16 protein-coding genes are annotated in these 23,840 nt (G+C 58.5%); 7 read left to right on the top strand and 9 right to left on the bottom strand.

Features of this window, described 5'->3' with window-relative positions; all coding sequences use genetic code 11:
- Positions 1-42 precede the first annotated feature (42 nt).
- From IH881_04320 to IH881_04305, 4 genes are all read right to left on the bottom strand, one after another.
- A complete protein-coding gene (locus tag IH881_04320) occupies positions 43-3,066 on the bottom strand; it encodes a fused MFS/spermidine synthase (protein MCH7866896.1) in 3,024 nt (1,007 codons plus the stop codon).
- Between the two features lie 174 nt (positions 3,067-3,240).
- Entirely contained in the window at positions 3,241-3,609 is a 369-nt protein-coding gene (locus tag IH881_04315) for a YdbL family protein (protein MCH7866895.1), read from the bottom strand.
- Positions 3,610-3,813: a YnbE family lipoprotein gene (locus IH881_04310; GenBank protein MCH7866894.1), complete on the bottom strand. Its 204-nt coding sequence runs from the start codon at positions 3,811-3,813 to the stop codon at positions 3,610-3,612. It abuts the gene before it with no gap.
- A 64-nt stretch (positions 3,814-3,877) separates the two neighbouring features.
- Positions 3,878-5,827, bottom strand: coding sequence for a YdbH domain-containing protein (locus tag IH881_04305; GenBank protein ID MCH7866893.1), 1,950 nt, complete (start codon positions 5,825-5,827; stop codon positions 3,878-3,880).
- A 160-nt stretch (positions 5,828-5,987) separates the two neighbouring features.
- Here IH881_04305 and IH881_04300 point away from each other — a divergent pair, with 160 nt between their 5' ends.
- The 5 genes from IH881_04300 to IH881_04280 all read left to right on the top strand — a co-directional run bounded on the left by IH881_04300 (position 5,988) and on the right by IH881_04280 (position 13,876).
- Positions 5,988-10,859 carry an NAD-glutamate dehydrogenase gene (locus IH881_04300; protein MCH7866892.1) on the top strand — a complete coding sequence of 1,624 codons (4,872 nt, stop codon included), beginning with the start codon at positions 5,988-5,990 and terminating at the stop codon, positions 10,857-10,859.
- A 241-nt stretch (positions 10,860-11,100) separates the two neighbouring features.
- The gene (locus tag IH881_04295) at positions 11,101-12,453 is read left to right on the top strand and encodes an ammonium transporter (protein ID MCH7866891.1); all 1,353 of its coding nucleotides are present in this window, start codon (positions 11,101-11,103) and stop codon (positions 12,451-12,453) included.
- 62 nt (positions 12,454-12,515) lie between these two features.
- Complete coding sequence (locus IH881_04290; GenBank protein MCH7866890.1) at positions 12,516-12,704, top strand: hypothetical protein; 189 nt, start codon at positions 12,516-12,518, stop codon at positions 12,702-12,704.
- Between the two features lie 6 nt (positions 12,705-12,710).
- Positions 12,711-13,583 (top strand): HDOD domain-containing protein, encoded by an 873-nt coding sequence (locus IH881_04285; GenBank protein ID MCH7866889.1) that lies wholly within the window; start codon positions 12,711-12,713, stop codon positions 13,581-13,583.
- Positions 13,584-13,690: 107 nt separating this feature from the next.
- Positions 13,691-13,876, top strand: a complete 186-nt coding sequence (locus IH881_04280) for a hypothetical protein (protein ID MCH7866888.1) — start codon at positions 13,691-13,693, stop codon at positions 13,874-13,876.
- A gap of 12 nt (positions 13,877-13,888) precedes the next feature.
- On the opposite strand, the gene IH881_04275 is transcribed toward IH881_04280, so the two are convergent.
- The 3 genes from IH881_04275 to IH881_04265 all read right to left on the bottom strand — a co-directional run bounded on the left by IH881_04275 (position 13,889) and on the right by IH881_04265 (position 17,437).
- Positions 13,889-15,556, bottom strand: coding sequence for a hypothetical protein (locus tag IH881_04275; GenBank protein ID MCH7866887.1), 1,668 nt, complete (start codon positions 15,554-15,556; stop codon positions 13,889-13,891).
- Positions 15,557-15,665: 109 nt separating this feature from the next.
- Entirely contained in the window at positions 15,666-16,238 is a 573-nt protein-coding gene (locus tag IH881_04270) for a hypothetical protein (protein MCH7866886.1), read from the bottom strand.
- 206 nt (positions 16,239-16,444) lie between these two features.
- Positions 16,445-17,437 carry a metallophosphoesterase gene (locus tag IH881_04265; protein MCH7866885.1) on the bottom strand — a complete coding sequence of 331 codons (993 nt, stop codon included), beginning with the start codon at positions 17,435-17,437 and terminating at the stop codon, positions 16,445-16,447.
- Positions 17,438-17,654: 217 nt separating this feature from the next.
- Between IH881_04265 and IH881_04260 the strand changes: the two genes are divergently transcribed.
- Positions 17,655-19,283, top strand: a complete 1,629-nt coding sequence (locus tag IH881_04260; GenBank protein MCH7866884.1) for a sodium-dependent transporter — start codon at positions 17,655-17,657, stop codon at positions 19,281-19,283.
- A 365-nt stretch (positions 19,284-19,648) separates the two neighbouring features.
- Positions 19,649-20,266, top strand: a complete 618-nt coding sequence (locus tag IH881_04255) for a transposase (GenBank protein MCH7866883.1) — start codon at positions 19,649-19,651, stop codon at positions 20,264-20,266.
- Between the two features lie 135 nt (positions 20,267-20,401).
- On the opposite strand, the gene IH881_04250 is transcribed toward IH881_04255, so the two are convergent.
- Positions 20,402-21,898: a sigma-54-dependent Fis family transcriptional regulator gene (locus IH881_04250; protein MCH7866882.1), complete on the bottom strand. Its 1,497-nt coding sequence runs from the start codon at positions 21,896-21,898 to the stop codon at positions 20,402-20,404.
- Positions 21,899-22,169: 271 nt separating this feature from the next.
- Positions 22,170-23,729 carry a hypothetical protein gene (locus IH881_04245; GenBank protein ID MCH7866881.1) on the bottom strand — a complete coding sequence of 520 codons (1,560 nt, stop codon included), beginning with the start codon at positions 23,727-23,729 and terminating at the stop codon, positions 22,170-22,172.
- Positions 23,730-23,840 lie beyond the last annotated feature (111 nt).

The following is a 23,840-nucleotide window of genomic DNA, read 5'->3' as shown; positions in this document are numbered from 1 at the left end:
AGAAAACTTGTTCTTTCTTCATTCCATTTTTCGCTCACCAGCTCAGCGCAAGCGCGAGACTTCTTTTTCGCTCTGCAACCCAGAGATCAATGCCGCTTGTCTTCGGCCCTCCAGGCAACCGCGATTCTGGCTTGGGGTCTTCAGACATTGTTCGATTCGAGCAATGTCGTCGCCGACGTCGGTGCGCGCGCGACACGATTCGCGAGTGGGCATAGTTTCGGTGCATCTCGACCACACGGAATCAAGTGCCTCCGCGCTGAACGAACTTGCGTGGAAATAATATTTTTCAAACTCCCTGCTCGCCCGCTTCGCGCGCGCGAGCGAAACCAGTTTTCTGTAGGGTCGGCTGTCTGGCGCGATGATCGATGTTGCGTCTGTCTCGAAGAGAGTCTTCATCACGTTGGCGTTCTTGTAGATAGGCATCTCAGTGTTCTTTTCGCTGATTTGCCCGCGCTGGATCTCAATGAGTTCCTCTACCCGCTGGCGGGTTCGTCGCATTGCGCCGGAATCCGGCGCCTCATGCATCCACTCGGCCAGCATCGAAGTACAGATGATGCCGTGCGCCCGGCACGCTTCGGTGATCATGCGGCCACGATCCTCATCGGGAACGCTTCCCCCGTAGCGTCGAGCGTAGAGGCGCAATAGCGAGTTCTTGCGCCCAATTTCGGCTGCGTTTCGGTGACCGCTGAAGGGGAGCTGGCCAGTCTGACCTCGAAAGAAGGCGCGCCCCGCGACGTAATTGAGGATCGGGTGGTACAGGGTCTGAATGGGTCCCTCATCGGCGATCGCGTGAATCACGCCAAGGGGAAGGACCTCATGAGCGAGAAGTTCGGGGAAACTATGAATACCCGCTCGCTCGAGAGAGGCTTTGAAATCGGGTCTGCGTGCCCGTTCTTCCAGGCGATAGTGATCAAGGGCGTTGCCCTTGTCATTGAAACCGATCAGTAACAAGTCTGGTGATTTGCTGCGCCAGACCGCGACATGATCAAAAACAGCTGCATAGGTGCGAAAGACAATCTCAATGGCCTCTGTGTTGGTCTCGTATTCTTGAAGCCACTGGCAATAGACCCCACCTGGGCTCAACCTGCCTTTGGCCACTTCAAGAAAATCTCGGCTGAATAGCATCTCAACACCTGTCACCCAGGGATTGCTCGGCTCCGAAATGATGACGTCATAGCTTCCTTCGGACCGCATCAATGCGCGATACGCATCACTTTGGATCACATGAATCTTGGGATTGTTCGATGCGTTCATGGAGGCGAAGTCAAAATACGGCGCGGCCTGAATCACTCCAGGAGAAATCTCAGCGACATCTATGTGCTCCATCGTTTTCAGGGAAGCAAGCTCACCGGCCGTTACGCCGGTTCCCCAGCCGATGATAAAGCCGCGTTCCGCTTTTTCTGCAAACAACGCAGGGAGCGACGCGAGAAGGCTCATGGTCGGGTAATCCTTGAAGGAGTTTCCGTCAGATTTTCCGTTCACGTAAATCGAGAGAGACGATCCGCCACTTTCGAGTTTTACTTCTCTCGCTTCGACCGAACCAATGGGATCGTCGGTGCGAAATACGGAGTTGATCTGATCGATATATGGATTGAGTTCGATGAACTTTGCAACCCCCATACCTGATCCAGGTAGGGCCTCACGGGCTCGGAACAGACCCAAGTAGAGAATGCGATCATCCCATTTTGGCGTAGCGACAAGTCCGATGAGCAGGCAGCCGATCAGCAATGCGCCGGAGAGTGGGCGCCAGCCATAGACATGGACCGTGAGCAAGACCGCCGCAATACCGAGTGCCGCGACCGACATGCGGTAGATCTGATGCATGTCGAACCAGAAGAAGAGCACGTACCCCCCGAGCAGCGCTCCCACGAGCGAGCCAATGGTATTCCAGCTGTACAGGTTGCCAGCAGCATCTCCCAGATGCTCGGCCTCGCGCCGCACCATGTGAAACAGCAATGGAAGAACCGCCCCCGAAAGGAGGACGGGAACGCCGATCATCAGCAATACAGAAAGAAAGCCGGCTGCGTAGTACGGAATAAATGCCAGTTCGGAGTCTCGAAAGATCGAACGAAGCACATGGACCCAGTAGGGCGCGTAAGCTGCCTGGAAATACAGCAGCGCAAACAGACCGCAAAGTACCCATTGGTTGCTCACGACGAGCCACTTGGGAATTTGATTGAGTGAAGAGACCGCGAAGCTCCCAAGGGCAATGCAAAGAACGAAAACGGCAACCACCATGGAAAATGTGAATTGCGACGATCCAAATGAAAGACCCGCAATCCGAATGGCTGTCGTTTGAATCGCCATCATGGAGAAGCCGGTCAACATGGAGACCGCAAGGTAGGTGCGGAGACCCTCGTTGGGACTGGCGCCAGTCGTTCGATCTGCCGGATCCGTTTCCGGCGCGGGGACCGCTAGTGAAACAACTTGGCCTCCTGTGCGCCCGATCAGCATGAACACAGCACCGGCACTCAGGTTGATTACCCCCATGGACAACATGACATTGATGAGCCCGAGGGTCGGAATCAGGTAGAAGCCCGCGGCAAGGGCGCCGACGAAAGCGCCCGCGGTATTGAACGCATAGACAAAGGCATGAAAGCGAGTGGCATCCTCGAGACTCTTGGCGAGCGCCTGGGTGAGGATCGGTATGGTGCCTCCCATCAGCACCGAAGCCGGACCAATGAGCACGATGGTGAGCAGAACATCGATCGCGAATCCGAATCCGCTCGCACCGTGCGGGATCGCGAAGGAGAGAGCTTGAATCAGTTCAAAAAGCCACGGAAAGGCGATGATATAGATCCCAATGCTGGTTTCCAAAATCCCGTAGACAAACAACAGCCGTGGAGCTTGCTTTGCTTTTCTTGCGGCGACGATGAGGTGGCGGGTCAACAACCCGAACAGCCAATAGCCAATTGACAAGCCGCCGAGAAAAATCGCCAAGACTGCGGCAGTCGCCTCGCTTTGCGAACCCAGGAGGGTCGCCAGATACTTCTGCCAGGCGACTTCGTAGACCAAACCACTAAAACCCGTCATCGCGGTGAGGACTAGCGCTACAAGTCTGGTCATCGAATATCCTTCATTGCGATGGGACCAAAGGGTCTGGACAAGAACTTAAATATGGCACATGTATGGGAAAATTAGCTGCGCTTTGGATTTTGCGCAGGATGCGGGTGACCTGTCAAATATTATGCCGGATTGGAACGACGAGGCGAACCTGGCGTAGCGGGCAGTCCCGAGAAATTAATCCTTCTTCTTCCATTTCCCGTCGGCGGTTTGTAACAGTTGTCCCGGGGTGGCGCGCTTGAAGAGGATTGCCGCCGCCTGCTTACCGACACTGTCCAATGTTGATCCACGCTTCTTCGCGACCTGCTTGTACCGCTCCATGCGCAAATTATTCGTGTCCACGACCAGCTTCTTGACCTTGGCCGGCGCGTTCTGATCAACCACAGCAAGAAATCCGTCGAGCTTTTCGCCCACCTGCTCCGCCGCCTTTGCGTCGAGAAGCATCTGCTGGGCCGAGGCCGAAAGCGGCCCGCCGATCACAATACCCATGACCAACGCGATCAAGAGTCCAATCCGCAGATTCAGGTTTTGACTTGTCGACATCATCTAGAAAATATCCTTTTCCTCTTCGATCATGGCTTCGAGATCGCGATTTACTTCCATTGTGATCTCGTGTTCGATTTTGATGTTCATGTTGATGACGATCGGCTCCTTGGGTGCCTTGATCGCGATCGTGGGGGTGCAGCCCACCGCGCTCAGCTGCAAACACGAGACTGCGATTAGTCCGCTGAGTTGAATCGATACTCGCATCATTGCTCCCCACCCCCTTGTTTCCCCGCGAATCCTACACATCCGGTTCGGACACGTCCAGCGTTCACCTCGCCTCCGCGGTTTCATGACCCCCGCGGCGCAAAGATTTTTCCAGCGCTTGGGTTGCCTGGGTCGCGAAGCGAAAGGCTGCCGTCCCGCTTCGAATCAGATCTCCAAACTGCGACTCGACTTTCGTGTTCAACTCAATGGGAAAGCCATCGTGATAGTCGGGATTGGCCCCCTTGAGCTGAATTGCAACTTGGACGTCGCCCAGCACATTTCCATTCAACGATATGACGATCGATTCAAAATTAAAGTTCTCGAGAATCTCGGCCAACTGGTTCAGATGCTCGTTACTGGCTGTGACCGCGGACGCTGCCCCGGTTGGCCGATAGCGCAGCCAGCCGCCTTTCGGATCGCTGGTGAGCGTTGCACCCCGCAGTTCGATCACGCCGTCGTCGATATAGATCGGAAACACACCGTCGAGGGTCCCTTCTCCACTCAATCCGTCGAGATTGATGAGCTCGATGAGGGCTCGGAGATCGACGTCAACGGCTTCCACGGTAAACGCTTGCTGGGTGGATTGGGGATCGTAGACACCATGGGTACGGGCAATGCCCTCGGCGAAATCCCATTGAAGCCGGGGAATCTCGACAGTTCCATCGCGACGCAGTCGAAAGTCGATGATCGCGTTCAAGAGATCGACTCCCGCAGAGAACCGCTCGACCGTAACTCGCTGAACCTCGGGCATGTAGAATGGCGTGGGGCCAACGAGTGAGATGCTCGCATTCACCCCCGAAAGTTCCCCCAGATCGGTCGTCATTCCGAGATCGCGCAAGTGAATGGTGAACTCCAAATCCAACGCGTCGGCTTTCCAATGGGATACGCCCTCCAACTCTAATTGTCCGGTGAGATTGGAAACCACACCGTTGAGAGCGGGAAACAGATCGGGCAACCGGGCGCCGATTTCATCGAGCGTCGAAGGTTCGAGGGCAAACGCGAGCGACCCGTCTCCCGTCGCCATCGCATGCCATCCATCGAGCCGCATCCGCATCAGTCCATCGACGTCGCCCAGATGGAGATCGATGCGCAAGCGACCGTCGGACTCCGGGACAACCCGCCCGTGGGCTTTGAGCGGGCCAAAGCGCCGCGGGGTGGCCCGATCGACAATGCGACCCAGAGCGAAGACGCTGGTGGGTAGTCGCTCCTCTGCGTCGATGTCCAGGAAAAAACCCAGCTCTTCGAACGAGATGAACTCGGTGGGAAAGTTGAGTCGCCCGCCCCCAGCGTATACTTGCAACTGTGGCGGCGCATCGGTGTCACTCGCATCGAGCCGAACCGCGACGACTGGAGTTTCGAATTCGAAGGCCATGGCGTCTCGACTCTCGCCGATGCGACCGTTCAGGCCAAAAGGCGCGAGGGTCATTTCGAGCAACGAGTCTCTCGTGAACTTCCCCTCGACCTGCGTCCGTAGAACAACCTCCGGCCGCTCGACGCGAAGCTCGAAAGCGAGATCGAATTCAATGGCTGCGTCCTTCTCCAGACGGCTGTGCAGATCCCCTGACAGGCGAATCTTGCCGTTGTTCTCGCTCTGCAGCGTCAGCTGAGCTGAGCCGACGTTCAACGAATCGAAGGGATGAAATTCGGCGAGGCTCCCGTCCGAGTCCTGCGAGAATGTCGACCCGAACGCGTCGTCGCGAAGATCCGCCCGCAAGTGCAATACATCCACGTCCACCCGGGAAAGCCTCTGCCGAAGCAATGAGTCCGGCGAATAGCTCAGCTCGATTCCGGAGATCTCGAGGGATGGGGCTGGCGACCGGGCATCGACGCGTAAATTGGCCAGGGTCGCGTGGCCAAAATTCAACGAGGTCACGTCGACGCTGAACTCCGAAAGGCCCAGCGCCCGGGCGCGCTCGACCAGCAGCGCATGAGTGATCTCGCGGCGGGCACTCCACAGCGCGGCGACCGCCAGCAGGACCACCGCCGCAGCGAATCCGAGGCGTCGCAACGTCATGGGGGACACGGTATCTGGGGTTCGCCCTACGTCAATCTCCAGCCTCCCCGAAACCCGGGCCTATTGCCCGAATCAAGCCTTCATTCCGGGGCTCAACCTCGACCTCCGGTCTTCCGATCCGTACGAGAACCGGCTGTATCCCCAGTCGGACGAGGCCTGAATGACGCTGGTCCATTGCGAAAACTACGAGGCCTTCTTCGCCCAGCTCAATGCGGAGATCCAGGAACGTCTCGATTTCGAGCCAGCCCGCCGGATGACCGTATTTAGTCGCCTCTTCTTCGAGTCCTTTCCTCTCGAGGAACTCGAAGCGGCGAACCTGCGCGACATCTATGCGAGCACGTACTTCTTCTGGAATCAGTTCCAGAAACTCGATCGATCCAAGCCTCGAGTCCAGGTGTTCAACCCCACCCTCGAAGAACATGGCTGGACTTCGGACTACACCATCGTCGCGGTCTTTGCCTGCGACATGCCCTTTCTGATGGACTCACTTCGGCTGGCCCTCGACCGACGCAACATTCCAATCAACATGCTGCACAGCAGCGTGTTCGAGGTCGAGCGCAATACGCAGTTCGAGCTCGTCGATTTCTGGGGTCCGGACCCCAGTACTGATATCAATCGGGAACGAATCGCGCCCCGCGAAGCGTTGATCTATCTGGAGATCCATCGACATTCTTCGATTTCAGATTTCGAAGCCATCGCTCAGGATCTCGACTCGGTCATCGCCGACGTATCACTTGCGGTAGAAGACTTCGACACCATGCGCTCGAGGGCCCGCAAGCTTCTCGAAGATCTGGAAAAATCACCTCCCGATTGCATCCCACCGGCGGATATCGAAGAGTCCCGAGCGTTCATCGCCTGGATGCTCGACGATCACTTCACGTTCCTCGGGGTCACCGAAGTCGTGAGTACGATGGAAAGCGGTGGGCGCGCGATTCGCGAGGACACTGAGCGTCGCCTGGGGTTGCTCAAAAAACATCAACGTCGCAAGTCGATCGAGTTCCTGCATGAGATGAATCCACGAGCGGCGAGCTTGTGGCTGGAACCTCGCTTGTTGGGCTTCGCAAAGTCTTCGGTGCGGTCGACCGTGCATCGCAGCGTCTATTCAGACTATGTCACCGTCAAACAGTTCGATGAGGACGGCCAGGTTGCGCGGGAGACTCGCTTCCTCGGGCTCTTTACCTCGAGGGCCTATACCCAGAGCCCGTTTCGAATTCCCGTCGTCCGGCGCAAGCTCGAAGCGGTGATGGCCCAGGAGCACGTGCAGCCGAATCGCCATCAAGGTCGCTATCTCGAACACGTTCTCGAGAGCTACCCCCGGGATGAACTGTTCCAGATCGGTGTTTCTACCCTGGCAAAGATCGCAACCGGAATCACTCGACTTCACGAGCGCAAACAGGTGCGGTTGTTCGTGCGTAGAGACGACTACGGTCGCTATTATTCCTGCATCGTCTACGTACCGCGCGACCTTTATCACACCGAACTTCGCCTCAAGATGAGCGACATCCTTTGTGAGGCGCTGGGGTCCGACGAGGTCGAATTCACGACCTACTTCTCAGACTCGGTGCTGGCCCGCACTCACTTCGTCCTACGCGTCGATCCCATGGTGGAGGTCGACTTCGACAGGAAGTCGGTCGAGCGACGCATCGTCGAGGCCGCGAAGACCTGGGAGCAGCGATTCGAAGAAGCCTTGACGACTTCTCTCGGAGCCGAAAAGGGCGCAAGCCTTGCACGCGAATTCGCCTCCGGCTTCCCTGCCGGCTACATCGAAGATTTCGACGCTCGCGTCGCAGTGCGCGACGTCCAGACCATCATCGGCCTCGAACAGGGACCAGATATTGGCATGAGCTTCTCTCGGGAAATCGAAGACCCGGAGAACCGTCTGCGTTTCAAGTTGTTTCAGCTGGACAACATCGTCACCCTGTCCGACGTCATCCCAATCCTGGAGAACCTCGGCGTCCGAGTGATCGGGGAGCACCCCTACCCCATTACCCGACGAAACGGTCGCAAGATTTGGATACACGACTTCGAGCTCGAGTATGTCTTCGCCGACAGCGTCGACCTCCACTACGTAAAGGACAGCTTTCCCGAGGCGTTCCGGAACATCTGGCTGGGACGGGCGGACAGCGACGGATTCAACCGGCTGATCCTGGGAACTCATCTGGGCTGGCGGGAAGCCACCATCCTGCGCACCTATGCGCGCTACATGAAGCAGACGGGCTTCCCCTTCAGCATTCAGTACATCGCCCAAACCCTCTCGCGTCACCTCAACGTGGCGGAGGATCTCGTCGCGCTGTTTCACGCCCACTTCGATCCCAGGCAGTACGGCCAAAAGGGGGGCGACAGCGAGCGCGAGCGTATGGAAGCGCGAATAAACGACGATCTAGAGACCGTCGAGAGTCTGGACGAAGACCGCATCATCCGTCGCTACGTAACCTTGATCAAAAACACGCTGCGCACCAACTTCTATCAACGTGATTCGGCCGGAAACCCGAAGGCCTGGCTCTCATTCAAACTCGCGCCGCGATCGATTCCCGACCTGCCCAAGCCGCTTCCGCGATTCGAGATCTTCGTCCACTCTGCCCGCACCGAGGGCGTTCATCTGCGCTGGGGCCGTGTTGCTCGGGGTGGGATCCGCTGGTCCGATCGCCAGGAAGACTATCGCACCGAAATTCTGGGACTGGTCAAGGCACAGCAAGTCAAGAATGCCGTTATCGTACCGGTCGGCGCCAAGGGCGGGTTCATCACCAGGCGGGCTACCAACGGCCAGAGCCGAGACGCGATCCAGCAAGAAGGGGTCGCCTGCTATCGCCAGTTCATTCAGGGTCTGCTCGATGTTACGGACAACTACGTCAACGGCGAAATTGTCTCGCCCCCGGGCGTCGCTCACCGGGATCAACCCGACCCCTATCTCGTCGTAGCGGCCGACAAGGGAACCGCGAAGTTCTCGGACATCGCCAACGAAATCGCAGAACAATACAATTTTTGGTTGGGAGATGGCTTCGCCGCGGGTGGCAGCATCGGTTACGACCACAAGAAAATGGGCATCACCGCACGCGGCGCCTGGGTCTCGGTGCAGCAGCACTTCCAAGAGATGAGCATCGATGTCCAGAAAGATTCCATCAGCGTAGTCGGCATCGGCGACATGTCGGGAGACGTCTTTGGCAACGGGATGCTGCTTTCGGACAAACTCAAGCTCGTCGCTGCGTTCAACCACGCACACATCTTCATCGATCCGAACCCGAAGCCACTCGAGAGCTTCGAGGAACGCAAGCGTCTGTTCGCGCTCGATCGATCGGCCTGGTCAGACTACGATGCAACGATCATCTCCGAGGGCGGTGGCGTCTACTCCCGAAGCGCAAAGTCCATCGCGATATCCCCCGAAGTGCGCGCGCGTTTCAATATCGAAGAAACCGTACTCGACCCCAATGGGCTCATCTCGGCGCTCCTCAAGGCGCCGGTGGACCTCATATTCAACGGCGGCATTGGCACGTACATCAAAGCGGAACGCGAGACCCACGCAGAAGTCAGGGACAAAGCCAATGACGCACTGCGAATCGACGCCAGCCAACTTCAGTGCCGAGTGCTGTGTGAGGGAGGCAATCTCGGCATCACCCAACTGGGCCGCATCGAATACTGTTTGGCTGGGGGTCGCGCGAACACGGACTTCATCGACAATGCGGCGGGTGTCAATTGCTCCGACCACGAGGTCAACGTCAAGATCTTGCTCGGCGAGGCCCTCGCCCGGGGTGAATTGACGGAGAAGCAGCGTCGGCAAATCCTCGAAGACACCGCCCAGTCCGTCTCGCAGATGGTGCTGCGGGATTCATTCCGCCAAGTGCAAGCGATCAGCGTGGCCGAGACCCAGTCCACCCGGCGCATGGGCGAACATCGCCGTTACATCTCAGCCCTGAGCGATGCTGGGTTGCTCGATCGCGAGATCGAATTCATCCCCGAAGACGACGAGCTCGTCGAGCGAAAAGCGGCTGGCAAATCTCTTACCCGTCCCGAGATCAGCCTGCTTGTCTCGTACACCAAGGCAATCTTGAAAGAGGAGTTCTGCTGTGACGAGATCTCGAATGACGAGATCATCGTGACCGCGGTCGAATCGGCCTTCCCGCAGGAGCTCAACGAACGCTTCTCGGAGGAGATCTACACCCATCGGCTCAAGCGAGAGATCATCGCGACGCAGATCGCCAACGAGATCGTCAACCGGATGGGCTTTACCTTTGTCTACCGCATGCGTGAATCGACCGGCGCCAGCTCTGCGGAAATCGCCAAGGCCTACGTCGCGACCCGAGAGATTTTTGACCTCGAGGCGCGCTTCGAAGAAGTCGAGCGGTTGGGCGCCACCACCTCGACCTATGTTCAAGTCTGGCTGATGGGCGAAATCATGGGCCTCGCGCGCAGGTGCTGCCGTTGGCTGTTGCGCAACCGACGCGGTGCCCTGCGCCCCTCGGTCGAAATCGAACACTTCTCCGAGGGGATTCGAAGAATCACCGAAACCCTTCCCGAACGACTCACTGGACAACCTTTGGCCGAGTGGACAGAGCGCAAGAAGAAAGTCCGAGCTGCGGGCGTCCCAGATTCGCTCGCATCTTTTCTCGCCCACGCACCCAACCTCCACTCTTGCTTCGCATTGATCGAGGCCGCGGGAAGCACCGGGGCCGATCCCGAGGTAGCCGCCGGCGTCTATTTCCAGTTGGGCGAGCGCCTCGACCTGCAATGGTTCCGCGTCCAGATCGCCCAGCTACGGGTCGACGACCACTGGCAGGCACTTTCCCGAGAAAACTGTCTCGACGACCTCGACTGGCAGGAGCGCGCGCTCACCGTGAGCATCCTGCGTTTCATGGAGGTGGGCGAAGACCCGACGGAGGTTATCGGCCGCTGGCTGGAGCGGCATTCACCTTCGGCGCAACGCTGGAACGCAATGCTCACCGACCTCCACAGCGGGGACTCCCTCGATCTCCCCATGTGCTCAGTCGCCCTTCGCGAACTGCTCGACTGGGCCCAGACTGCATCCCACCAAGGCTGAACAAGCGCCCCCATTCCAGGTTGGGCTCCCGGCTTATTCCTCAGCTGAAGGTCGAGTGTTTTACCTATCCGACCTGAAAACATCGACTCCGTCGCGCGGAACACCCGAGACGTCATCTGCAGTTTCTCATCTGCGCACCAGTTCATACCTCCAAAACAACCGATAGAAGTTCAAGCCACATTGCAATCCACCGATGAGAAAGGAAATCAGGCACACCAGATCTTCTGATTGGAGCACCGCTATGCGCACCCATCCGCTTCGATCCAATCACGCATTGAGCTTCAGCTCGCTCGTCGCGTTCATCGTCCTGATCGCTTCCCCTGCACTCGCCCAGGAGGCAGACGTGGGTCCGCCACTGATCGATCACCTTTGGTTGCTTGTCTGCGCAGCCCTGGTTTTCTTCATGCAAGCTGGCTTTCTCTGCTTCGAGGTCGGCGCCGTTCAATCCAAGAGTGTGACGGCGGTGGCGATGAAGAACCTGGTGGACTGGATCATGGCTTCTGCCGGGTTCTTCCTGGTAGGTTTTGGGCTGATGTTCGGCACCGACATCGGTGGTTTCATCGGCAGCTCGCTCTGGGCATTGGAGGGAGTCGAAGGCAACGGACTCGGCTACACGTTCTTCTTCTTCCAACTCGTGTTCGCCGGTACGGCGCTGACGATCGTCTCCGGTGCCATGTCCGAGCGAACGGGTTTCGTAACCTACCTGCTCGTTTCTCTCATCATGGGCCTGGTCATCTACCCGGTCTTCGGACACTGGGTCTGGGGCAGCGGATTTATCGCTGACAACACACCATGGCTCGCCGGACTCGGGTTCATCGACTTTGCCGGGTCGAGTGTCGTTCATATGGTTGGCGCAGGGGTTGCGGCCGTGGGCGTCATGATGCTTGGGCCACGCCTCGGGCGTTACGATGCCGACGGCAACTTGGTCGAGTTGAAAGCTCACAGCTTCCCGTTCGCCGGACTCGGCGTGATCATTCTCTGGTTCGGCTGGATCGGGTTCAACGGAGGCAGCGAGCTTGCCTTCAACGACGCGGTACCCCGAATCATCGTCGTCACCAACATCGCTGCGGCATTTGCCGGACTTGCCGGCTTCGCTCATTGCTGGTTCTTTCAGAACAAGGCAAACATCAACGAAAAATTTCTGGGCTCGATCCTAGGCGGCCTGGTGGCGATCACCGCTTGCTGTCACCTGGTTACGCCTCTCGTCGCGGCGGTCATCGGAATGCTCGCTGGCGTCGTGCACAACCTCAGCTTCGATCTGGTCATCAAACGCTGGCAGCTGGACGACCCGGTGGGTGCGATCCCGGTTCACGGGTTCTGCGGAGCGTTCGGCATCCTGTGCGTCGCGCTGTTTGGAAACGCCGACATGCTCGCACATCCACGGCTGGTTCAGCTCGGTGTCCAGGTCATCGGGATTGTTGTCTGCGTCGCGTGGAGCATGGGGGCTGCCTACATCATGTTTGCAACGCTCCGCAAGTTCGTGGGTCTGCGCGTGTCCTTCGAGGAAGAGTATGCGGGCATCCACATCGGTGGAGAGCCGCCCAAGGCTGCACAAGAGAAACTGTCCGCAGATGATCTCAGCGATCTCATGTAAAACGATTCGATCGAGCCGACTTTCAATTGCGCTGAAATGACTGAGGATTCGGGTATCAAAACATGGTGATCGATCAGGTCCTGATCAAGGTAGGGGATGGTCACAACATGTGCAGTCTCGACGATTGGTTGAGTCGCGGAGTGGTCGAACGCATCGACATCATCAATAGCAATGGCGTTCAGTTTCTCTCGGGAGGCAAACCGGTTGCTGTGCTCGAGGCGCTGCGAGCCATCAAGGCGATGAATGCCTAGGAGCGGATGATGAGCACACTCGAAGAACTTCTCGAAGATCTCGATTCTTTCCCCACGATTCCCGCGATCGCGCAGCAGGTCATCAATCAGCTCGGCGACAGCAATGCCGGACTCGCCGAGATCGCCGGACTGATCTCCCAGGACGCCTTGCTGACCGCACGTATCTACCGGCTCGTCAGATCCCCCATTTACTCCGGACAGATGCCCATGGAATCGCTGCATGATGCGATCATGCGGGTGGGGGTGAAAGGGATTCGAAACCTCGCCTTTTCGGTAGCCATTCTCGACATGCTACCTGAGCTGCCAGAACCATTGAGTGTCCAAGGCTTCTGGACCATCGGACTGGGTACCGCGCTCTCCGCTCAACACCTCGCCGGGGATGTCGGATATTCGAAGCCAGAGACGGCCTACATTGCCGGTCTGGTGCATTCGCTCGGAGAGGCGTACCTCGCGATCAATCACACCCGGCGGTACGCACGCGCCATCGAGAACGCACGCAAGGCAGAGATCTCCTACGAGGTCGGACTGATGGATGAGTTCGGGTTGCCGCATTCTGAAGTCGCCGCCGAAGTGCTTCGTCGCTGGAACATGGCGGAGGATGTGGTGGACGCGGTAGCGCATCATCTGGAGTGCCAGCACGCCGAAGACCCACTACTCGCTGGCATCGTCTTCGCCGCCGATCGCATTTGTCGTGACCTGCGGCTGGCAGCGCCAGATGCCGGCCATAGCGAGCGTGCCTGGGTAGAAGAGATCCCGCCGGAGTTGATGTCAAAGATCAATTCGATCGGTTATCCCGACATCACTTTCTATCTGATGGAGCAGCAGGAGTTCCTGTCCTACGTATCGGACACCGTTCGATCCATCTTTTCCGAACAGTAATTCACTCTGCTCTCCCGCACAGATGTCATGGCGACTTGCACCGAGACCACGCTCCAAAAGGTGTCCAACGGCTAGACCCGGGGACCGTCTGGGTTAACCTGCCCCGCATGCCCCCGGTATGCCTGCTGCTGTTGATCGCCCTGATCGGTGTTCCCGTATTGATCGGCCTCTCCGAGCCCGGAGATGAAGTGCCTGGACGGGGCACGGTAGCCCTCACCGCCGGCCCTACCGTGCTCTGGCTCGTGTCAGCACTGGCAGTCTGCCTGGCCTTCATCGAGAACCTGCTGAAGTAGGCACTGCATCGGCTAACGAAGCAGTCGCTCCAACAGCTCGCGCCCGGTATCCGTGCTCTCCGTGGCATCGCCCTTCTTCTTAGCTTTCTTCATCAGCTTCTTGAAGGACTTCTTGGCCAATTTGTCGGCGGCCCCAGCCCCGAGTTGCTTTGCGATCGCGTCGCTGTCGGGTTTGGCGGACACATCCGGCAGCATGCCACTGATTCGGACCGGAATCTCGATCCGTCCGTCGTCGCCGCGCAAATGTTTCAGGAGGCGGACCTTGTCGATCAAGTCGGAAGTCAGAGCTGCAGACAATACGATTCGCGTTGAGAGGTCGAGATCCCCCGCAAGAGAGAGGCTGCCCCAGCCCCGCAGTCCATAGTCCTTTGCTTCGAGCTGGATACCGAGGATCTGCACCCTGCCCTCTCGCACCTCGAGCTTGGCGTCCATTCGATCGAACTCCGTGTCACCCGAGCTGAACAGCTCGGGGTACTTCTTGTAAATCTTCTCGGGTAGTTTTCCAGACAGCCCGGGAACCCCCGTCAAGCCGGCAACCGCTTCTTCGAACAAGTTGATGTCGTGGAGGATCCCGGAGTCGATCTGGCCCGTGCCCAGCCCCTCGAGCCCCGGCTCGAGTTCCGACCAGGTCTCGCCGATTCCCGTGACGGTAAGACGCATGCTCAAGCTTCCGTCGAGCAGTGGGGTGTTCGGCTCTGCGAGGCTGCGCGTCAGCTCGCCGAGTTCGATGTTGGACACCACGGTTTCGAGATCGAGCCGACCGTCGCGACCCCAGCCGCCTTCAATCTCAACGGTCCCGCCGAAGGCATCGAGTACGAGTTTCAAGTTCGGATCTTCCAGACTTCCCGACACACTTCCCGAGAACTTCAGCGTACTGCCAGCAAGGGCAAGTTTCGGATCCATGGCCTGTGACGATCCAGCCAGGGCCAGGAGTGCGCCTGCATCGACTGGGTCGAGGGAAAAACGGATGTCGATGGGAGTTTCATCGCTGTCGCTTTCAGCGAGCGGACCGAACTGGCCATGGATTCGCAGGTTGGTGTCGCCCGCACCCAACATTTCCCCGGTAAGCTGAAATTGGATCGGACGCCCAGGTGCGACATCCGTGGTCCAAAAATCGAGCTGATCGATCACCACTTCGCGATCCGCATCGCCGGTCTTGTCGATATAGCGAAGACGTCCCGAACGGATTTCGGCCATCGCGATCGTGATGGCGTCAACATCTGTGCTGGCGGAAGAAGCGGGGGCGGATTCCGTCTGTGCGGGTTGATCCGCGGAAGCACCTGCGGGCGTGGCACCCAGGCTGTCGGTGCTCAGTCCCATTTCGGTCTGGATCACCGTCAGCGAGACATCGCCCAGAGAAATCTTGCTGACCTCGACTCTTCCGAACAACGCCGGCCACAGGGCGACTCGCACAAAGGTGCGACCAATCGTGAGAAAATCATCTTCGCCGAAGCGTTCGTCCTCGCCCACTCGAAAGCCGAGGATCTCGACTGCGAGTCCACGACGAAACGAAAGACCAACCGAGTCGAACTGTACCGGCCGATTGAGGGATTCTTCGACTTGCTCGGCGATCCAATCCTTGTTGTCAAACAAGTACGAATTCAGATTGGCCGCGGCGATTGCCGCGAGCACAGCCACCACGACGATCAGCGAGGCCGTCAAAGCGAACAATTTCCGCATTCGATCACTCCCCCATCATCCATCCGAAGACTTGCGAGGTCCGAAAAGGTACACGAGCGAACGGTCTCAATCGATTATTGTGGCTGTGGAGTTGTCTCCAGACGGAGCCTTACTCCAGCGAAGGCACGCGGTAGAGCCCAACCCAGGAGTCACGCAGGTGATAGATATTCCCCTGCAGCAGGCGAGATCGGAAGAGTTCCTCTAATCCCACACAGACTTCATAGATGTAGTTGTGACTCCCGGCCAGTGCGAGATCGAATTCGTGCCAGAGGATGTAGTCACCCGCTTCGGCGGCCGAAAGGGCCTCGAGAGTTTCGTCGTAGATCGACTCGGCGTTGTGGTCTCCCTCGCCATCGCCCTCGACAAAGCTCTTGCCAATCTCGAATGCGGCGGCGCCCCCCAGATTGGCCGTCATTCCGTACACCACTTCGGCGTCGTGTAAAACGCGAAAGTCCATTTCGAGCGGGTGGGTGGAATAGTCGCAAAGAGGGTCCCGGAAAGTGTCCCCGAGCGGGGCAGCGACGAGATCTCGGAGGCGTTCGCCCGCGAGTCGCGGCTCGTTGTCCCAGCCAAACCACTTGCGCATCTCCTGGGCGTTTTCGAACTCGATCAGCATGCCTTCGAGCATTGGAAACTCGACGCCAAGCGCTTTTCTGATCGCGATCTTTGATGCGTTCAGCATGTTTGGATCACTCTTGATTTGCTGGAGTGCACTGGCAGCGGATCGCGCACGATTGCCGACCCGACATCTCTTTCTATCTTCGGGCCGAGCCGCCGATATCTTTAGACCGCAGGTCGCAAGCAACCAGGGGCACTAGATCCGCGAATTCTCTGGGCGAATCCCAGGCGCGACGTGATTGGGCGAAACGGCTTGGGTTCCCTGCTCGCTTAGGGTGCAGCGTCCTCTTGAACCAGATCACCTGCGGGCCCAACCGACCAGCGCGCGGCAGGCTTGGGAGCGCCGAAGCGTAACAGCGGAATGGTGGGGGATTGGAAGAGCGAGACGACGAGCCGCCCCGCGCGGTTTCCATCTGCGCCATCGCCGACGACGTCCACCCGGACGAAGCCCAACCGTTCCGCCTGATAGTGTCGCTGGGGATGTGCGGCGAGAATCTTTCGATAACGCGCACCGCTTCCCACCACGACGTGCAGGTCGGGACCCAGTTCCCCACCTCCTGCGAGAATCTGCAGACTGTGGTGATGACCGGAAAGGTAGAGATGCACGCGAACCCCGGATTCTTCGATCGCGCTCTGAACCCACTGCTGAAACTCGAACCTCGGATCGCCAGGCTTTGGCGCGCCTCCCTCTTCATCGATGATAATTGGCCTGTGGGCGGCGAGCACTCGCCAGGGGCCCTTCGCCGCCTTCAAAGCGTTCGCCAGGGCCGTGCGGTTCGCCGCGTTCCGAACATGGGCCTCCGAATTGAACATGATGAGACTCAGGCCTCCATCGAGCTCCCGGTTGACCGCGAGATCAGTTGAAAGAGACCAATTGGAAATGAACTCGGGAATTGTGTCACGTTGCAGAGCTGGACTTCCGCTGCTTACCAGATCGTGATTTCCGAGCATTGCGTAGATGGGAAGCACGCGAGTTCGTTGGGACGAACTCGAACAATGAGTCGCGATCTCGGCCGATCGCGGCCCCTCGAGTTCGACAAAGCGACAGTACGGGTAGGCGAGGTTCTGGTCGATGCGATCCACCAGTTCCGCTTCGATCAGACCCCACATGTAAAAATTGTCGCCGAGCAAGAGCATTGCATCGACGGGATGGGCCCGATCTTCAAGGGCAAGATCGTTGCCCACCGCCACCTGACCTTCGAGCAACGACGCAAACGGACGATGCACCTTGCCCGTGTCGCCCACGGCCAAAAAAGATGCCACCGCATTGTGCTCTCGATGGGAGGGCCAGCCCTGCGCGATCACGCCGATCGCGAGGTAGATCGAAAGCGCTAAAAGCAGCGCGGCGACGGTGCGAAGAAACCCGGAGAGAACGGGTCGTGATCTAGCCAGCTCACATCCTTTCACTTAAGCGTTGAACAAGTGCCACAATATCATTACGTTACGCAATGTATCGCGCATGGAGGGGGGGCTCTAGCAGATGCAGAAAGACGCTTCGACCCAGTCCGATTCGACTGGGGGTTCTCAAACCTCGATTGGACGTGATCAGTGGACTAGCCGCGTCGGCGTGATCCTGGCTGTCGCAGGATCGGCGATCGGTCTCGGGAACTTTTTGCGCTTCCCGGGCCAGGCGGCCGCCAACGGCGGCGGCGCCTTCATGATCCCCTATTTCATCGCCTTCCTGCTGCTGGGCATTCCGATCTGCTGGGCCGAATGGACCATGGGTCGGATGGGTGGACGCGCAGGCTTTCATTCGAGTCCCGCGATCTACGGCAAGATCGCCGGCTCGCGCAGTTGGCGCTACATGGGCGCGCTCGGGGTCTTGATTCCCATCATCATCTACATGTACTACGTCGTCATCGAATCCTGGTGCCTCGGCTATGCGATCGCCTACCTGACGGGTGCGATCGATCTGGGCAGCGACCCGGGAGCCTACGCAGAGCAAAGTGCCGCCTTCTTCGGTGACTTCGTCGGCATTGGGGGCAACGGCCTGATTTACGACGGTGCAATCGACACTGGCTTCCTGCTCTGGGGGTTCGTCTTTGCCATCAACTTTGCGCTGATCTACCGCGGCGTCTCGAAGGGGATCGAATCTTTTTGCAAGATCGCGGTGCCGCTGATGGCGGTCTGCGCGGTGATCGTATTGATTCGCGTGCTGACCCTGGGGACGCCCAACCCCGAACTTCCCGACCAGAACGTGCTCAACGGCCTGGGCTTCATGTGGAACCCGAAGGCGTCGGGAAACGCCGCGTCGTGGCTCGGGGGCCTGGCGGATCCCGGGATCTGGCTTGCGGCCACGGGACAGATCTTTTTCAGCTTGTCCGTCGGTTTCGGCATCATCATCAACTACGCGAGCTATCTCGGCCGGGACAAAGACGTGGTGCTCTCCGGCCTGACCGCGTCATCCACCAACGAGTTCTTCGAGGTATGCCTGGGCGGATTGATCACGATTCCAGCCGCGTTCATCTTTCTCGGCGCAGCGGGGGCCAGCGGCTCCACCTTCGGCCTTGGCTTCAACGCGCTGCCGGTAGTCTTCGTCCACATGTCCGGCGGAGCATTCTTCGGTTTCCTCTGGTTCTTCATGCTGTTTCTCGCGGCAATCACCAGCAGCTTGTCCATGTTGCAGCCGGGCATCGCATTCCTCGAAGAGGGACTCAACATCGGCCGCAAGGCATCGGTGACCCTGCTGGGCGCACTGACCGGCGCCGGCTCCTTGTTCGTGATCTACTTCAGCGAAGGACTCGCCGCCCTCGACACCATGGACTTCTGGGCCGGCACCGCCTTGATCTTCGTACTTGCAACGCTTCAAGTGATTTTGTTTGGCTGGGTTCTCGGAGTCGACAAAGGAATCGAGGAAGCTCATCGCGGAGCCCAACTACAACTGCCCAAGATTTTCGGCTTCGTCATCAAGTACGTCTCTCCGGTCTACCTGCTCACAATCTTCGTATTCTGGTGCAGAGACAATCTCCCCGACTACATCGAAAACCTGAAAAAAGGCGGCGTCCCACTGATGGCCGTCGGCATAATCGTCGCTGTCTTCATCCTGTTCCTGGTGCTGGTGAGGATCGCCGGCAAGCGTTGGGATCAACAAGACTCGGCTGCGAGTTAGGGAGGAAAAGGCATGACTGTCGCTGGTTGGATTTTCATGTTGGGATCGATTGCTGCGGTCTGCGGGCTGCTTGCTTTTTGCTATGTGAAGCTCCTCAGCGGATCGGATGAGTAGTGGGGGGATCGGGGATGGGTTGTTGTTGTTGCGGGACTTTGGGGATAAGGCTCGGAGGTCTTGCTTTATTGAGCTTGTTGCCATTTGGGCGATGAGGGGAAGGGAGGTTGGGGGGTGATGGGTTAGTGCGGGGCGTGGCGGTGGCGCGGACAGTGGGTGAATGAAAGTTTACGAGTTGTGGTTGTGTTTATGTTGTTTATCTGACGCATTATTGGGTTGATAAGGGCGATGGTCCCTGCTATAGTCAAGGCATGGCAGTAATCAAGCAGCTCGAACTCGCTGACTATGTCTTGCAGAAGCGCATGACCTCTGGGCATGGCGGGCCGCGCAAAGGGGCAGGGGCCAAGCGGGTTGGGCGGGGCCAGGTGCCTCATCGACAGCGAACTAATTTCAATAAACTCACTCCCGCTCATGTGACGTTGCGTGTTGTAAAGGGACTCTCGAACCTTCGGCAACGATCGCTCGTGATGGAAGTGCGGGAGACATTCGCCCAGGGGTGTGAGCGCGGCGATTTCCGGTTGGTTGAGTATTCCATCCAGCACAATCATCTTCACATGATCGTCGAGGCCGAGTCTCAGGATGCCCTCTCCCGGGGCATGAAGTCGATTGCTGCTCGGTTTGCATTGGCGGTGAATCGTGTCTTCAAGCGCACCGGTCAGGTGATCGCAGGCCGTTATCACGTTCAGCTTCTCACGTCGCCCCAGCAGGTGCGCAACGCGCTTCGCTACGTGCTCCTCAACATTCGGAAGCACTTCAAACAGCGGAACGGCCATGCGCCGCCAGTGAAGATCGATGAAGCCTCTTCGGGCAGCCAGTTTGACGGATGGCGCAGATGCGGCCTAATCGACCTCTCCGCAATACCTGGCTAAGAACTCTCCCCCACCCAGCCCTCTCGCCAAAGCCCAACCCGTCCGCACTACCAAACCGGCCCTTTTCCCTAACCGCCCAACGGGCAACCAAGCCCGGTACAAGGATGCCCCCCAACCCCTCGAAACACCCGCCAGCTAATTCTCGCCGCTTAGCCCGTGCCCTCGAGAGAAGCCCGGAGATAGATGCGGGGCCGGTCTGGTTCTCGCCATGGCTGCGCGCTTTGGTGAGGGGGGTTGCAGAGACCGTTGCTCGAGTTCGTCGCCCAGGCCGTACTTGGCGATTCGGTAGCCCAAGGTTCGTCGCGTTACACCCAGTAGCCGTGCCGCTCGAGTGCGATTGAATTCCTGTTTTTCCATGGCTTGCAGAATGCTTCGCTTTTCGATCGCTTCGAGGGTGTTGGATGCGTCACCGGATGCAATTGAAGAATCGTTGTGCATCTGGGAATAGTCTTGAATCGCAACGGGAAGATCGTCAATGCACGCCTGGGGCCCCTCGCTCATCACCAGGGCGTACTCCACGGCGTTTGCGAGTTCTCGCGTATTCCCCGGCCAGGGATAACACTTCAACAACTCCAGGGCTTCGTCGTTGAAATCCAGTTTGCGCCCTTTGCCCAACAATTTGGTGAAGTGGTCTACCAGCGGTCCGAGGTCTTCGATGTGTTCGCGCAGGGGCGGCAACTCGATGGGCACGACATTGAGCCGATAATAGAGATCGCTCCGGAACATGCCGGCCTCCATTGCAGCTTTCAGATCGCGATTGGTCGCAGCAATGATGCGGACATCGACGGTCACCGGACGCAACGAGTCGCCGATGCGATGAAACTCTCCCTCTTGTAGGACTCGGAGCAATTTGGGTTGAAAACTCATCGAGAGTTCGCCGATCTCGTCCAGCATCAACGTCCCGCCGTGCGCCACCTGAAAGAGCCCGATGCGACTTCCTGCGGCTCCGGTAAATGCACCCTTCGCATAGCCGAAAAATTCGCTCTCGAGCAATCCTTCGGGGAGGGCGGCGCAGTTGATCTTGACGAAGGGCTTGTCACGTCGAGGCGACAGGCTGTGAATCAAATTCGCGATGACTTCCTTACCAGTCCCCGACTCCCCCTGCAGTAACACGGACGCTTCGGATGCAGCGACACGCCGAGCACGCTCGACAACCCTTCTCATTGATTTACCGCTCGCCACGACACTATCAATGGCTCGATCGGGACTGGGCGGCGTTGGCTCGGTAGCCGTAGCCACCGCAACAGGTTCGATCGCGTCCAACGTTCGCTCTTCGAGAACCCTGCGCACCAGCGGACGCAATTCATCAGCAACCGAAAATGGCTTGGTGAGGTAATCGACCGCGCCACGCTTGAGTGCTTCACGCGCCGTTGCCACGGTGGCATACGCAGTGATCATGACAATTTCACAGGTTGGACGGATGCGCTTGGCTCGACTCAGAAATTCGAGGCCGTCCATCCCCGGCATCCGCAGGTCCGTGATCACGAGATCGAAGTTCTGGCTCTTGAGCAGCTCAAGGCCGGTCTCCGGGTTTGTGGCGTACTGGCACTCCAACCCGCAGTTGCGAAACTCTCGCACCAACATTGTGCAAATGGCCAATTCGTCGTCGACGACCAGGATTGTGCCTTGCACCGCAACCTCCGTAGATTCCCAGGAATTCGAATCGTGATTCATGGCCAGCGTAGTGTCAATTCGAGTAATTCCCGGTCCCGCCTGACCTTTCGTGAGAGAGTATGTCCCCTTCTCCCGAGAGATACCCTCGGTATTCAACCGGATATTTTGGCGACCAATTCGCACGCGTGTCGGAGATTCGTCCCAGAGATCCGATGGAGACGAGTCGCTTCATGTGTGCCGCGCGGCGAAACAGTCCCACTACTGAAAGCAACCACATGGGGCGCAACACTCACTTTCGTGTGAAGACGTCGAGGTAGTAGCCCGGGATCTGCGGTGCGTGGCGGCGGAAAACGAACTCTCGAACGAATCGATAGTCCCGAGCGAAAGCGGGATGGGCAGCCAACTGTGAATCGAGTTCGCGGCCTCCGAACACGCGCCCCTTCTCTCCGTCGAGAAAGGGAAGCCGGTTCCAGAGCACCACAACCCCGGGCTCACGTCCGAAAACATAGTCCGGCATCGATTTTTTCTGACCGTACTCGCCGGGCATGCGGGCGATCTTCGCTTCATTCAACCCCCACAGGTCAATCGTCGTCAACTCGCTGAAGTAGGGGACCGCCCCCGCGTCGCCAATGGCCAGCACAGTATCGGCCGGGTACTTCTCGCGCAGCCAATCTCCCAGTGCCATGTGCGCCGCTTTGAGTCCCGCACGGTACCGGCCCGCCGACGCCTCGTGATTCCAGTGCCCCGTCACGTTGAAGTAGAGCGACAGCACCATGAGTGCGACAACCGCTACTCGCCCGGTTCCACGCCACATGCCCCTGGTTCCCTCATCGGCGAGGATCATCAACGGTACGAGCAAGGGTGCGAGAAAACGATGGCGACCCATGGTGTCGCTGCCCGACCAGAGATCGAAGCCAAGTCGAAAAATCAGCATCAGCCACAACACCAGGGTGAAGCGCACCACCCTCGGGTTCGCGCGTGACATCAGCCGGTGGCTGCCCAGGCCCGCAAGGCCGAGCGCGATCCAGATTGCGACCGGGGCTCGCCACGGATTGTCGAACAGAAAGCGACCCACGTCCCGGGCCCCATCGGCCAGCCGCACGAGTTGCGCTCCCGTGGCCTTGGCGTAGTAGGTATTCGGAAGTGGATAGCCGTAGTAGCTCCAGCGCCAGACTTCATGGCAAAGAACCGGGATTAGACCCGCCAACAGGAAGGCGCGCATCCAGTCGCGAATATCCTGGCGCCGTCCGGTTTCACCCCGGTGGGCGAAGACCATCAACGCGGGGAGCGCGATCAGCAGTGGCAGGGATTCCGGTCGAGTCAGAACCATCGCAGCCGCGAACAGTCCGACGCGGGTGCCACTCTGTCGGTCGGGATCGCGTTGAAAAGCGAGGGTGCACTCGAGCATCAAGACCATGAACAGTGGCGTTTCCATTCCGTCGCCGCAGTTGAGAATGAAAACCGGCTGCGTGGCCAACACCAGCACCCAGAAGCGACGGGCTGAACCCGTGGGGCTCGGAAATGTCCAGACTCGATACAGGATCCAGAGCGAGGCGATCAGGCTAAAGAGCTTGATGGCCGCGAGGCCCGACGAACCCGCCGCCAGTCGCAGGGGCAATCCTGCGAGCAACATCCAGAGAAACGAGGTGTAACCCTCGACGCGCTCGCCCAGGTTGTAGACCGCGCCAAATCCAGCGCCCAGATTACGCGAATAGCGAAAGGTGATGAACGCGTCGTCGAGCCAGTAGTCGCGATAGTCGGACCAGAGCCACACGAAGAGCAGGGAAGCCAGGGCGAAACTGGCAGAGCGGAGCGCGGCGGGGGCGCCGATTCGAATCGCCGCGTGCATGTGGGTATCTTACCGGCTCCTGTCCTGAGGGGGCCACCGACATCATTCGGCCAGGACAGGGTTCGATCAAATAGCGCTAGCTTCCCGTTTTTGCTAACGAATCGGGCAACA

The sequence above is a fragment of the Myxococcales bacterium genome, assembly GCA_022563535.1.
GTDB lineage: Bacteria > Myxococcota_A > UBA9160 > UBA9160 > UBA4427 > DUBZ01.
The sequence above is the reverse complement of the archived record's forward strand: the minus strand, read 5'-3'. Positions and strand labels throughout refer to the sequence as shown.

Excerpts from the sequence above, each read along its gene's own strand:
- IH881_04320 (MCH7866896.1), bottom strand. The coding sequence starts at position 3,066 with ATGACCAGACTTGTAGCGCTAGTCCTCACCGCGATGACGGGTTTTAGT.
- IH881_04295 (MCH7866891.1), top strand. The coding sequence starts at position 11,101 with ATGCGCACCCATCCGCTTCGATCCAATCACGCATTGAGCTTCAGCTCG.
- IH881_04300 (MCH7866892.1), top strand. The coding sequence starts at position 5,988 with ATGACGCTGGTCCATTGCGAAAACTACGAGGCCTTCTTCGCCCAGCTC.
- IH881_04305 (MCH7866893.1), bottom strand. The coding sequence starts at position 5,827 with ATGACGTTGCGACGCCTCGGATTCGCTGCGGCGGTGGTCCTGCTGGCG.
- IH881_04255 (MCH7866883.1), top strand. The coding sequence starts at position 19,649 with ATGGCAGTAATCAAGCAGCTCGAACTCGCTGACTATGTCTTGCAGAAG.
- IH881_04290 (MCH7866890.1), top strand. The coding sequence starts at position 12,516 with ATGGTGATCGATCAGGTCCTGATCAAGGTAGGGGATGGTCACAACATG.
- IH881_04260 (MCH7866884.1), top strand. The coding sequence starts at position 17,655 with ATGCAGAAAGACGCTTCGACCCAGTCCGATTCGACTGGGGGTTCTCAA.
- IH881_04285 (MCH7866889.1), top strand. The coding sequence starts at position 12,711 with ATGATGAGCACACTCGAAGAACTTCTCGAAGATCTCGATTCTTTCCCC.
- IH881_04275 (MCH7866887.1), bottom strand. The coding sequence starts at position 15,556 with ATGCGGAAATTGTTCGCTTTGACGGCCTCGCTGATCGTCGTGGTGGCT.
- IH881_04245 (MCH7866881.1), bottom strand. The coding sequence starts at position 23,729 with ATGCACGCGGCGATTCGAATCGGCGCCCCCGCCGCGCTCCGCTCTGCC.
- IH881_04280 (MCH7866888.1), top strand. The coding sequence starts at position 13,691 with ATGCCCCCGGTATGCCTGCTGCTGTTGATCGCCCTGATCGGTGTTCCC.
- IH881_04315 (MCH7866895.1), bottom strand. The coding sequence starts at position 3,609 with ATGATGTCGACAAGTCAAAACCTGAATCTGCGGATTGGACTCTTGATC.
- IH881_04270 (MCH7866886.1), bottom strand. The coding sequence starts at position 16,238 with ATGCTGAACGCATCAAAGATCGCGATCAGAAAAGCGCTTGGCGTCGAG.
- IH881_04310 (MCH7866894.1), bottom strand. The coding sequence starts at position 3,813 with ATGCGAGTATCGATTCAACTCAGCGGACTAATCGCAGTCTCGTGTTTG.